Origin of the sequence: Polynucleobacter rarus (assembly GCF_003072505.1) — a bacterium.
Classification (GTDB): domain Bacteria; phylum Pseudomonadota; class Gammaproteobacteria; order Burkholderiales; family Burkholderiaceae; genus Polynucleobacter; species Polynucleobacter rarus.
Genome location: NZ_NTGB01000001.1, coordinates 2603802 through 2615683 on the forward strand (window position 1 = coordinate 2603802; position 11882 = coordinate 2615683).

General features: G+C 38.0%; 13 protein-coding genes. All 13 read right to left on the reverse strand.

The window, feature by feature from the left end:
• Nucleotides 1-460 precede the first annotated feature (460 nt).
• Complete coding sequence (locus AOC35_RS12625) at nucleotides 461-877, reverse strand: F0F1 ATP synthase subunit epsilon (RefSeq protein WP_108647511.1); 417 nt, start codon at nucleotides 875-877, stop codon at nucleotides 461-463.
• 21 nt (nucleotides 878-898) lie between these two features.
• Complete coding sequence (atpD, locus tag AOC35_RS12630; protein ID WP_108647513.1) at nucleotides 899-2299, reverse strand: F0F1 ATP synthase subunit beta; 1401 nt, start codon at nucleotides 2297-2299, stop codon at nucleotides 899-901.
• Between the two features lie 41 nt (nucleotides 2300-2340).
• Nucleotides 2341-3216, reverse strand: coding sequence for a F0F1 ATP synthase subunit gamma (gene atpG / locus AOC35_RS12635; RefSeq protein WP_108647516.1), 876 nt, complete (start codon nucleotides 3214-3216; stop codon nucleotides 2341-2343).
• Nucleotides 3217-3241: 25 nt separating this feature from the next.
• On the reverse strand, nucleotides 3242-4783 hold the full coding sequence (gene atpA / locus AOC35_RS12640; RefSeq protein WP_108647518.1) for a F0F1 ATP synthase subunit alpha: 1542 nt from the start codon (nucleotides 4781-4783) through the stop codon (nucleotides 3242-3244).
• Nucleotides 4784-4821: 38 nt separating this feature from the next.
• Nucleotides 4822-5358: a F0F1 ATP synthase subunit delta gene (locus AOC35_RS12645; protein ID WP_108647520.1), complete on the reverse strand. Its 537-nt coding sequence runs from the start codon at nucleotides 5356-5358 to the stop codon at nucleotides 4822-4824.
• Between the two features lies 1 nt (nucleotide 5359).
• On the reverse strand, nucleotides 5360-5830 hold the full coding sequence (locus AOC35_RS12650; RefSeq protein ID WP_108647522.1) for a F0F1 ATP synthase subunit B: 471 nt from the start codon (nucleotides 5828-5830) through the stop codon (nucleotides 5360-5362).
• Between the two features lie 66 nt (nucleotides 5831-5896).
• On the reverse strand, nucleotides 5897-6166 hold the full coding sequence (atpE, locus tag AOC35_RS12655) for a F0F1 ATP synthase subunit C (protein WP_108647524.1): 270 nt from the start codon (nucleotides 6164-6166) through the stop codon (nucleotides 5897-5899).
• Nucleotides 6167-6215: 49 nt separating this feature from the next.
• The gene (gene atpB, locus AOC35_RS12660) at nucleotides 6216-7070 is read right to left on the reverse strand and encodes a F0F1 ATP synthase subunit A (RefSeq protein WP_108647526.1); all 855 of its coding nucleotides are present in this window, start codon (nucleotides 7068-7070) and stop codon (nucleotides 6216-6218) included.
• An 18-nt stretch (nucleotides 7071-7088) separates the two neighbouring features.
• Nucleotides 7089-7523, reverse strand: coding sequence for an ATP synthase subunit I (locus tag AOC35_RS15940; RefSeq protein ID WP_425440647.1), 435 nt, complete (start codon nucleotides 7521-7523; stop codon nucleotides 7089-7091).
• A 72-nt stretch (nucleotides 7524-7595) separates the two neighbouring features.
• On the reverse strand, nucleotides 7596-8477 hold the full coding sequence (locus AOC35_RS12670) for a ParB/RepB/Spo0J family partition protein (RefSeq protein ID WP_108647531.1): 882 nt from the start codon (nucleotides 8475-8477) through the stop codon (nucleotides 7596-7598).
• Entirely contained in the window at nucleotides 8474-9250 is a 777-nt protein-coding gene (locus tag AOC35_RS12675) for a ParA family protein (RefSeq protein ID WP_108647533.1), read from the reverse strand. Before AOC35_RS12675 ends, AOC35_RS12670 begins: the two co-directional genes overlap by 4 nt.
• A 17-nt stretch (nucleotides 9251-9267) precedes the next feature.
• Nucleotides 9268-9948 (reverse strand): 16S rRNA (guanine(527)-N(7))-methyltransferase RsmG, encoded by a 681-nt coding sequence (gene rsmG, locus AOC35_RS12680; protein WP_108647535.1) that lies wholly within the window; start codon nucleotides 9946-9948, stop codon nucleotides 9268-9270.
• On the reverse strand, nucleotides 9938-11863 hold the full coding sequence (gene mnmG, locus AOC35_RS12685) for a tRNA uridine-5-carboxymethylaminomethyl(34) synthesis enzyme MnmG (RefSeq protein WP_108647538.1): 1926 nt from the start codon (nucleotides 11861-11863) through the stop codon (nucleotides 9938-9940). Before mnmG ends, rsmG begins: the two co-directional genes overlap by 11 nt.
• Nucleotides 11864-11882: the final 19 nt, after the last annotated feature.

An 11882-nucleotide genomic window follows, 5' to 3' on the forward strand; every position in this document is an offset into this window, starting at 1 on the left:
ATTTTCATTATTTTATTTTCATATAAATTGTTTTTAATCAATTGTTTAGATTTTTTTTCTGAGATGTGAGTTTAAGTTTTTTATACAAGTCACTGTTATTTTTTATTTTGCCCGAACCTGTGCATAACTTTTATAAATTTAGTTCTTATTTGATTATTATGTTGTTGAAAAACATAACTTTTTAAACTTAAACTTTATATTCTTATATAAATAATTAAATTTCCCTTAATGAATTCCTCAAAAGAGAGGTTATATATCTATGAAAAAAAAGACTAAATGACTTATTGATTAGACATGACTCAAGATAATATTTATTCAAAAAAACATATTTCTTGGCCTTTTGAGGAGATTAACGCCCCGATTTATTGAGTGAAATTACGGGGGTTAATCTATCCTTTTTTTGTAAAACAGCCGCTTTTAAAACGATCAATACGAAATTTTGAACGTTTTAATAACCGTCTTACTTCTTTCTTCTTAGCCTTGCTATTGTTGCCAATTCGGCTGCTGCAATTGCAAATTCTGACTGGGCTCTAGCAAAGTCAATATCTGACTCACGACTCGCCATATTTTCTTCAGCACGTCTTTTTGCTTCTAAAGATTTTGCTTCATCTAAATCTTTTCCACGAATAGCTGTGTCTGCTAAAACTGTAATACATTTTGGTTGAATTTCTAATATTCCACCAGCAACAAAAACGAACTCATCAGATCCATCTGCTTTTTCTATTCTGACGGGTCCTGGTTGTATCCTTGTAATGAGTGGAATATGTCCAGGAAGAATGCCAAGCTCACCTGACTCCCCCGGTAATGAGACAAACTTTGCCTCACCGGAGAAAACCATTTCCTCAGCACTTACTACATCAATATGTATAGTTGACATGTGTAACTAAACCCTTATTTATTAAAGCTTTTTCGCTTTTTCAATTGCTTCATCAATTGTTCCGACCATATAAAAAGCTTGTTCTGGTAAATGATCTAATTCACCATTAACAATCATTTGGAATCCTCTGATTGTTTCTTTTAATGGAACATATTTTCCAGGTGATCCTGTAAAGACTTCTGCAACGTGAAAAGGTTGAGATAAGAAGCGTTGAATTTTACGAGCACGAGCAACTGATAGCTTATCTTCTGGTGATAATTCATCCATACCTAAAATAGCAATAATGTCTCTTAACTCTTTGTAACGTTGAAGAGTAATCTGAACACTACGAGCAGTATCATAATGCTCTTGTCCTACAACTAATGGATCTAACTGACGACTAGTTGAGTCAAGTGGATCAACGGCTGGATAAATACCTAGAGCTGCAATATCTCTTGATAAAACAACTGTTGAATCTAAGTGTTGGAATGTTGTTGCTGGAGATGGGTCAGTCAAGTCATCTGCAGGAACATAAACTGCTTGAATAGATGTAATCGATCCAGTTTTGGTTGAAGTAATTCGCTCTTGTAAACGACCCATTTCTTCAGCTAGTGTTGGTTGATATCCTACAGCTGATGGCATACGGCCTAACAAAGCAGAAACTTCAGTTCCGGCTAAGGTATAACGGTAAATATTATCCACGAAGAAAAGAATATCTCTTCCTTCATCTCTAAAACGTTCTGCCATTGACAAACCTGTTAACGCAACACGCAAACGGTTTCCAGGCGGCTCGTTCATTTGACCGAACACCATCGCAACTTTATCTAAAACATTAGAATCTTTCATTTCGTGATAGAAGTCATTACCTTCACGAGTACGCTCACCAACACCCGCAAAAACAGAAAGTCCTGCATGTTGTTTTGCAATGTTGTTAATTAATTCCATCATGTTTACGGTTTTACCTACACCAGCACCACCGAATAAACCAACTTTACCACCCTTAGCAAATGGGCAAACTAAATCGATCACCTTAATACCGGTTTCTAACAAATCTACTGAAGGCGAAAGTTCGTCAAATTTAGGGGCTGGCTGATGGATAGCACGACGCTCATCAGTTGCAATAGGGCCTGCATCATCAATTGGTCTACCTAAAACATCCATAATTCGGCCTAATGTAGCCTGACCCACAGGCACTGAGATCGGTGCGCCTGTTGATGTTACAGTCATTCCTCTACGTAGACCATCGCTTGAACCTAGGGCAATGGTTCTTACAATACCGTCACCTAATTGTTGTTGCACTTCAAAGGTCAATCCCTTTTCAGCGAATGATGCTTCATTATTTTCATCTAAAACTAAAGCTTCATAAACTTTAGGCATACCTTCGCGTGGGAACTGGATATCAACTACAGCTCCAATACATTGAACGATATTTCCGTTACTCATCGCATCTCTCCAATAAAATCAATATTTACAATTCTTATAAATTAAACAGCGGCTGCCCCACCAACAATTTCCGACAATTCTTTAGTAATCGCTGCTTGTCGAGTTTTGTTATAGACCAGTTGTAGTTCACTAATAACATTCTTAGCATTATCAGATGCAGATTTCATCGCAACCATTCTTGCTGATTGCTCTGAAGCTATATTCTCTGAAACGGCTACATAGATTAAAGATTCAATATATCTCTTTACTAAATCATTAATCACACTTTCAGCATCAGGTTCATAGATGTAATCCCAGCCAGAGTCATCTCTACTTAGATCATTAGTTCCTAATTGATCTGCTGAAATTGGCAAGATTTTCTCCAAAACCGCTTCTTGCTTCATCGTGTTGATAAATTTGTTATAAGCGATATAAACTTCATCTACTTCTTGGTTTTCAAATGCATCAAGTTGAGCTTTAATTGTTCCAATTAAGTCTTCAAATCTTGGGTAATCTCCAATGTGGGAAGCTTGAGACAAAATATTACCTTTTACCCGATTTAAAAACTGTATTCCTTTTGAACCAATTGCAGTACATACAACATTAATATCTTTACTTGACCAATCTTTCATCGAGTTAACAAGAGTTCTTAAAATGTTTGTATTTAAACCGCCACACAAACCTTTATCGGTTGTAATTAAAATCACACCAACATTCTTAACTTTTCTAGTTTCCAAATACGCTGGTTTGTATTCTGGATTGGCCTTACTCAAATTTGCTGCAATCGTTTTTACTTTTTCAGCATAAGGTCTAGCTGCACGCATCCGTTCTTGCGCTTTACGCATTTTAGATGCGGCAACCATTTCCATTGCCTTTGTAATCTTCCGCGTATTTTGTACGCTTTTGATTTTATTTCGTATCTCTTTTGTTCCAGCCATTGAGGCTCTCCCTTAGCTTCTTAAATTAGAAAGAAGCAGAACGCTTGTAATCCTGAACGGCTGCTTTTAGAGCAACTTCGTCATCTTTGCTTAAGTCTTTAGTATCTTCAATACGGCCAACTAAATCTGCATATTTAGACTTGAGATGCTCTAACAATCCTTTTTCAAATGGTAGGATGTTTTTTACTTCAACATCATCCAAAAACCCATTATTTGCAGCATACAAAACTGCGGATAATTGCCATACTTGTTGTGGTGAATACTGTGCTTGTTTCAATAACTCTGTAACGCGACGACCACGCTCTAATTGCTTACGTGTTGCATCATCAAGGTCAGAGGCAAATTGAGCGAAAGCAGCTAATTCACGGTATTGAGCTAAGTCGGTACGAATACCACCAGACATTTTTTTAACTACTTTGGTTTGCGCTGCACCACCTACCCGTGATACAGAAATACCAGCGTTAATTGCAGGACGAATACCAGAGTTAAATAAATCTGTTTCTAAGAAAATCTGACCGTCAGTAATAGAAATCACGTTTGTTGGTACGAATGCTGATACGTCACCAGCTTGAGTTTCAATAATTGGTAATGCTGTTAACGATCCAGTTTTACCCTTTACTTCTCCCTTTGTAAATTTCTCTACATAGTCCGCATTTACTCTTGCTGCACGCTCTAATAATCTTGAGTGTAGATAGAACACGTCACCAGGGAACGCTTCACGTCCTGGAGGTCTTCTTAACAATAACGATACCTGACGGTACGCTACAGCTTGCTTGGTTAAGTCATCGTAAACAATTAATGCATCTTCGCCACGATCCCTGAAATACTCACCCATCGTACAACCTGAGTATGCTGATAAATATTGCATCGCCGCAGATTCTGAGGCAGTTGCTGCCACTACTACTGTGTAAGATAAAGCTCCGTGTTCTTCAAGTTTACGAACTACGTTATTTACCGTTGATGCTTTTTGGCCAATCGCAACGTAAACGCAATATACGCCTTTACCCTTTTGGTTAATAATTGCATCGACAGCAACAGCTGTTTTTCCAGTTTGTCTATCACCAATAATCAACTCACGCTGACCACGACCGACAGGAACCATGGCATCAATAGACTTTAAACCTGTTTGTAGCGGTTGGCTGACTGACTGACGAGCGATAACTCCAGGAGCGACTTTCTCGATAATATCAGTTAGCTTTGCATTTATCGGACCTTTACCATCAATTGGTTGACCGAGTGCATTTACCACACGACCAAGGAGCTCTGGTCCAACCGGTACCTCTAAAATACGGCCTGTACATTTAACTGGATCACCTTCAGAAATTAGTTCGTACTCGCCCAATATAACGGCGCCTACAGAATCTCTTTCGAGGTTCAATGCTAATCCAAAAGTGTTATTAGGGAACTCTAACATTTCACCTTGCATCACACCAGATAAGCCGTGAATACGACAAATTCCGTCAGTTACTGATATCACGGTACCTTGATTACGAACTTCAGTATCAACGCCTACTCCGCTGATTTTACTTTTGATCAGTTCACTGATCTCAGATGGGTTAAGTTGCATTTATAACTCCTAAGGTCTTTTAATTTCGTTTATTCTCATTAAGCTGACATTGCAGCTTGCATTGCTTCTAGTCTGGACTTTACTGATGAGTCTAAAACCTCATCTCCAACCTGTATTTTCACGCCACCGATTAATTCTGGATCGATTATTAATGTTGGTCGTAAAGCTTTTCCGTCAAATCTTTTCGAAATTGAGGATAGCAAACTTTCCAAAGCTAAACCGTCGATTGGAAAGGCACTAGTAATAGTGACTTCTGCCGCACCCTCTCTTTGATTCTTGATTTGCTCAAACTGAAGGGCAATTTCAGGAATTACAGAAATACGGTGATTTTGGGCAACCAAGTTAATAAATTGTTTGATCGGTTCACTTGGTGTTGATTTTGTACCAGTTGCCAAAAGATCACAAATTTGCTTTGAAGATACATTTGGATTGTTGGCCAAGGAAGCAATGTCTGGATGTGCGGCTAGCTGAGCTAACTCAGTTAATGACTCTAACCAAGCAGCCAAATCGCTATCTTTAGCTAGTTCTGACAAAGCTTCCGCGTAAGGGCGTGCAATTGTGGCGATATCTGCCATTTTAGAGCTCTGCTTTCAATTGTTCTAGTAATGCCTGGTGAGCATTTTGATCTACTTCACGACGTAAAATTTGCTCAGCACCTTTTATCGCTAGAGTAGCTACTTCATTTCTGAGAGTATCTCTAGCTCTAATAATTTGTTGATCTGCTTCAGATTTTGCTTGAGCAATAATACGAGCTGCTTCACTTCGTGCATTGTTTTTGATTTCATCTGCACTAAGTTGAGCTTTTTTCTCTGCCTCAGCAATTCTTTGAGCACCTTCACTTTTAGCATCCGCTAAAGCTTGATCAGCACGTTTAGTAGCAATTTCTAAATCTGTCTTGCTCTTTTCAGCTGCAGCAAGACCATCTGCAATTTTAGTTGCTCTTTCATCTAAGGCTTTTACAAGCGGTGGCCAAACAAATGTAGCCACAACCCACCAAAGAATAAAAAACACAACCATTTGCGCGAATAGGGTCGCGTTCAGATTCACGGCTTTTCCTTTCGGTTCATTTTAATAACTACCAGAAATTTCTGGTAGTTTCCTAAATAACTAATATTAGCTACCTAATTTTGACAACAATGGGTTTGCGAATGCAAATAACATTGCAATACCAACACCAATCAAGAAAGCCGCATCAATCAAACCAGCTAACAAGAACATTTTAGTTTGTAGTGGCTCGATTAATTCAGGTTGACGTGCACATGCTTCAATGTACTTACCACCCATTAGACCGATACCGATACAAGCACCGATAGCACCGAGACCAATGATGATACCAATGGCGACTGCTGTCATACCTTGAATATTAGAGATGAATTCTTGCATTGTTGACTCCTAGTGTTAAAAAATGAAAAATGAAAAATGAAAACCTGAATTAATGATGACTATGTGCTTGGCCAATGTAAACCAAAGTCAACATCATAAAAATAAATGCCTGTAATAAAATAACTAAAATATGGAAAACCGCCCATATAGCTCCAGCGATAACGTGCCCAATGAAGCCCAAAAAGGACAAATCAACGCCAAATGTCCAAATACCGCCAAGTAGCGCAATTAACATAAAAATTAATTCGCCAGCATACATGTTTCCAAATAGTCGCATACCCAAAGAAACTGTCTTTGCCACATACTCGATGAGATTTAACAACAAGTTAAAAGGAGCTAAGTACCACTTTGCACCGAAAGGAGCTGATACCAACTCGTGTGCAAATCCACCAATACCTTTAATTTTGACACTGTAGTACAAAATGATTAATAGAACAGAAATAGACATACCCATCGTTCCATTTAGGTCAGTTGTTGGAACAATTTTATGATGCGGTATATGTAAATGAAAGTTACCCAGTAAAGCGTTAACGCCATTAATCCAATCAATAGGAATTAAATCCAGGGTATTCATGAATATGATCCAGCAGAATACTAATAAAGCCAAGGGGGCAATAAATGTTCTGTCTCCATGAACAATGTTTTTAGATTGCGCTTCAACCAACTCAACAACTAATTCAATCAAACCTTGAAAACGATTTGGTACACCCGATGTTGCTTTACGAGCAGCAAGAATTAAAAACCCAACCGCCAACACACCCATTAATACTGACCAGAAAATTGTGTCATAGTTGATAACGCTGAAATCTACTATTTTAGATTGAACTTCACCCAGATTATTTAGGTTTGTTAAATGTTCAATAATGTATTCGGTCGGTTGTAAACCTTCAGCTGTTGTTGACATTACTTATATCCTGATGACTTATCGTAAAAACTTAAAATTTAGACCCTGCAACCAATGGGCTTGCAAGGTGATAATAAACATCCCCAAAAAGGGAAACCACTTAATTTGAGGTACATACCTCACGACTACAAATATTATAATTAACGAAAATGTAATTTTTATGAATTCTGCGAAAACTAAAGTATAAACAAAACTTTTGGCAGATCTCTTGTGACTACTTTTGTTAAACTGCATTCGCATTATAAACATAATATTAGGGAGAACCCCTAAAATTGATCCACATAGTAATGAAATTACAACATCATTAACTTGAAAATTTATATTAATTAGCGAAGTTAAAATTGTAACAAGAATCGTTAATTGGCACTGAAGAATAACTACTTTCCAAGGACTGTTAATCCTTGGCTGAAGATCTTTACCCAATAACCGTATGGCTTGATCGTGACTAAGCACTTTAAAATTTTCATTAAATAGCTCATCTTTTCGATCAAAATCATCGTTATTAGGGTGCAAAATTTTTCCCTTTTAAGACAAATTTAGTTTTTTAAGCAAGCTATCTAGCTCATCAGGATGGGAAAATTTAATTTTAATTTCACCCCCCTTAGATTTGGTTTTTATTTCCACCTCCAAACCAATCATATCTGCAATTCTTGTTTGTAAACCCTGAATATCCGGATCGACTTTAACCACTTTAACTTTTTGAATTCCATCAAGATTTTTTTTGCTAGATTGAATGATCTGATTTGCTAATTTCTCTGCTTCTCTAACCGATAATCCTTGCGCGGCGACTCTTTGCGCCAAACCTATCTGTCTGGCTGTAGGAACATTCAACATCGCTCTGGCATGCCCCATATCAATGTCACCGGCCATTAAAAGTGCCTGAACGGGCTTAGATAGTTGTGTTAGTCTTAACAGGTTGCTAACAGCACTTCTTGACTTACCAACTACCTGGGCAGCTTGTTCATGCGTAAAACCGAAATCTGAGATTAGTCTCGCCAAACCTTCGGCCTCCTCCAGTGGATTTAAATCTTGGCGCTGCATATTTTCGATCAAGGCCATCGCTGCTGCCGTTTGATCGTCGACTTCTTTAATTAATGCTGGTACTGTATCTAATCCAGCCATTCCTGCTGCTCTAAATCGTCTTTCCCCAGCAATAATTTCATACTTTCCCTCACCAATCTGTCTGATTAAAAGAGGTTGCATTATTCCTTGTTGCTTAATACTTTCTGACAATTCTTGAAGCTCTGATTCTTTCATTTGCATACGAGGTTGATACTTCCCTCTTTGCAAATCTGCTAACTTTATAAATTTAATTTGATCTGTGTTTATCCCACTTGCTAACCCTGAATCTAACGATTCTCCTAACAATGCCTCGAGACCTCTACCTAAACCTTTTTTCTTAATCATTGTGTATTTTTCTTTGTTCTTTCAATCATTTCTGCGGCAAACTCAACATACGCTTTTGCCCCCCTTGAAACCTTGTCGTACACCACGCCTGGCATTCCGTAAGACGGGGCTTCAGCAAGTCTTACGTTTCTTGGAATAATAGTTTTAAATACTTTATCTCCAAAATGATTTATTAATTGTTCAGATACTTGTTGTTGTAATGCGGTACGTGGATCAAACATGACCCTTAACAATCCAATAATCTTTAAGTCACTATTTAAGTTTGCATGAACTTGCTTAATGCTATTGACAAGATCAGACAAACCCTCAAGGGCAAAATATTCGCACTGCATTGGAACGATTACTCCATTTGCAGCACATAAACCATTCAAAGTTAGTAATGACAAAGCTGGGGGACAATCAATTAATACAAAATCATAATTATCATGCTCGACCTTTAAAGCTTTTCTAAGCAAAGATTCGCGATGATCAAAATCCACTAGCTCAACTTCAGCTCCAGCTAAGTTTCTATTAGCTGGTAAGACATCATAACCACCTGATTCTGAATAAGATTTTGAATTTTTTACATTCTCTAAACCAATTAATACTTGATAGACTGAGCTTTTTAGTTGGTGTTTATCTACTCCAGACCCCATCGTCGCGTTACCTTGGGGATCCAAATCAATCAGTAAAACCCTTTGATTTAATGAAGCTAAACTTGCTGCTAAGTTAATGGCAGTGGTTGTTTTTCCCACTCCCCCTTTTTGGTTTGCAATACAAAACACTTGTGCCATTCTGAGTCCTTTTTCTATTATTTTCTCATGGAAGTCATGACTAATAAACAGCGATATGCATCTAATTTTGGTATATTTAATTCAATGTTTTTAATTAATCTCCAATCACCAATAACTCTCTTCAACTCTTCATCAACCCTTTGCGATTTCATTGCAAACACTAATGACTCCCCTTTTATTAGCGAGTTCGAGTAATCTAAAAAATTATTTAGTTCAGTAAATGCACGAGAAATTGTTGCATCAAAGATGTTAGGGTTTTCTTTCGCAAAGGCTTCAATTCTCTTATCAACAACAAAGTAATTTTCTAACTTTAGGCGAATTTTAATTGTTTGTAAAAAAGCTGTTTTTTTCTTTATTGACTCTATTGCATAAAAGTTAATTTCAGGCAATAAAATAGCTAATACAATACTTGGAAAACCTCCGCCTGATCCTAGGTCAGCAACCTTGATTGGAGCTAGCCTATCTAAGTCCTTGAGATAGTTCCCTACACTAGGAACAACCGACATTGAATCCAAATAGTGTGCACGCATTAATGTTTCAAAGTTATTTACGGCACTTAAATTATGCACAGCGTTCCACTTAATGAACTCTTGAATAAACAATTGGACTTGATCAATTTGAGCATCGGTTAATTTCTGCTTAAAACAATGCTCTCCCTCAGCTATTATTTGATCAAAAACCAATTGATTAAACTGCATCAGATTGAGCCTTTCTACCGACACCTCTTTTTAAGTGAACTAACAAAAGAGAAATTGCCGCTGGTGTTACCCCAGAGATTCTTGATGCTTGACCTAAAGTAGTTGGTTTACCCTTGTTTAGTTTTTGCTGAACTTCATTTGATAAGCCTAAAACTTCTACATAATTCAAATTATTTGGTAATTCCATATTTTCATAATAGGCATGACGGTCAATTTCAATGGTTTGTCTATCAATATAACCCTGATACTTTATTCCAATTTCGACCTGCTCTTCTAGTTGCTTTAACAAAAGCCCATCATACTGTTGATCCACACTCGCCCATCTACCATCAAGAGCATTCATCAGATGATCATACGTAATCTCCGGCCTCTTTAATAACTCTGCGAGGCTATATTCATGGGACAAGACTTGACCAAAAACAGCTTTACTTTCGTCTGGAGTTATATTTTTTGGAGATACCCAAGTAGTTGAAAGTCTCGATGTTTCACGTGAAACACCTTCAAGTTTTCTACAAAAGAAATCCCATTGCTTATCCCCTACCAAACCTAAGGATCTACCTATTTCTGTTAATCGAATATCAGCATTATCTTCACGCAAACTCAAACGATATTCTGCTCGACTTGTAAACATACGATAAGGTTCTTGTACACCCTTTGTTATTAAGTCATCAACCAGCACACCTAAATAAGCATCACTTCTCAATGGATGCCAAGAGTCTTTAGATGTTGCTCTCAGCCCTGCATTTATGCCTGCCAACAAACCCTGTGCTGCTGCCTCTTCATACCCTGTAGTTCCATTAATTTGCCCTGCAAAGAAAAGGCCCTTAATCAACTTTGACTCAAGCGAAGGTGTTAATGATCTTGGGTCGTAATAATCATATTCGATTGCATATCCGGGTCGTAAGATGTGGGCATTTTCAAGGCCAGGAATAGAATGAACAAGGTCTAACTGAACATCAAAAGGTAAACTAGTTGAAATTCCATTCGGATAAAATTCATTTGTTGATAAGCCCTCTGGTTCTAAAAAAATCTGATGGCTATTCTTACTGGCAAAACGGTGAATTTTATCCTCTATTGATGGACAATATCGTGGTCCAACCCCTTCTATAACCCCGGTGTACATCGGTGAGCGATCGAGGCCCCCACGGATAATATCGTGCGTTTGCTCATTAGTATGAGTAATCCAACAAGGAACTTGTTTAGGATGTTGCTCAGGCCTCCCCATAAATGAAAATACCGGTACAGGATCCAAGTCCCCAGGTTGCTCTGTCATTACAGAAAAATCAATTGTTCGGCCGTCAATTCTTGGCGGCGTACCTGTTTTTAATCGCCCTTGTGGAAGCTTCAACTCTTTTAACCTAGCTGAAAGCCTCACAGATGCAGGATCACCCGCCCTACCTCCAGAGTGATTATCAAGACCTACATGGATCTTACCATCAAGAAAAGTACCTGCAGTTATAACAACTTGCTCAGCATAAAAATGAACCCCTAACTGGGTAATAGCACCGCGAACTTCATCACCTAAAATGATTAAATCATCAACGGCCGCCTGAAATAATGTCAAGTTTTCTTGGTTTTCGAGAAGCGTCCTCATTGAAGATTTATAAAGGGCTCGATCAGCCTGTGCTCTAGTGGCCCTTACCGCAGGACCTTTACTTGAATTTAAGATTCGAAACTGAATACCGGATAAATCAGTAATATGAGCCATTGCTCCACCAAGAGCATCTATCTCTTTTACTAAGTGTCCCTTGCCAATACCCCCAATAGAGGGGTTACAACTCATTGTCCCAAGTGTCTCAATATTGTGGGTTAAAAGCAAGGTTTTACAGCCCATTCTTGCACTTGCTAAGGCAGCTTCACAGCCAGCATGACCCCCGCCAATAACGATTACAGCAAATTTTACTTTATATTCCATAGATGAATTTCCCTTAGGG

Coding starts and splice junctions, on each gene's coding strand:
- AOC35_RS12625 (WP_108647511.1), bottom strand. CDS start 877: ATGTCAACTATACATATTGATGTAGTAAGTGCTGAGGAAATGGTTTTC.
- atpD (WP_108647513.1), bottom strand. CDS start 2,299: ATGAGTAACGGAAATATCGTTCAATGTATTGGAGCTGTAGTTGATATC.
- atpG (WP_108647516.1), bottom strand. CDS start 3,216: ATGGCTGGAACAAAAGAGATACGAAATAAAATCAAAAGCGTACAAAAT.
- atpA (WP_108647518.1), bottom strand. CDS start 4,783: ATGCAACTTAACCCATCTGAGATCAGTGAACTGATCAAAAGTAAAATC.
- AOC35_RS12645 (WP_108647520.1), bottom strand. CDS start 5,358: ATGGCAGATATCGCCACAATTGCACGCCCTTACGCGGAAGCTTTGTCA.
- atpE (WP_108647524.1), bottom strand. CDS start 6,166: ATGCAAGAATTCATCTCTAATATTCAAGGTATGACAGCAGTCGCCATT.
- atpB (WP_108647526.1), bottom strand. CDS start 7,070: ATGTCAACAACAGCTGAAGGTTTACAACCGACCGAATACATTATTGAA.
- AOC35_RS12670 (WP_108647531.1), bottom strand. CDS start 8,477: ATGATTAAGAAAAAAGGTTTAGGTAGAGGTCTCGAGGCATTGTTAGGA.
- AOC35_RS12675 (WP_108647533.1), bottom strand. CDS start 9,250: ATGGCACAAGTGTTTTGTATTGCAAACCAAAAAGGGGGAGTGGGAAAA.
- rsmG (WP_108647535.1), bottom strand. CDS start 9,948: ATGCAGTTTAATCAATTGGTTTTTGATCAAATAATAGCTGAGGGAGAG.
- mnmG (WP_108647538.1), bottom strand. CDS start 11,863: ATGGAATATAAAGTAAAATTTGCTGTAATCGTTATTGGCGGGGGTCAT.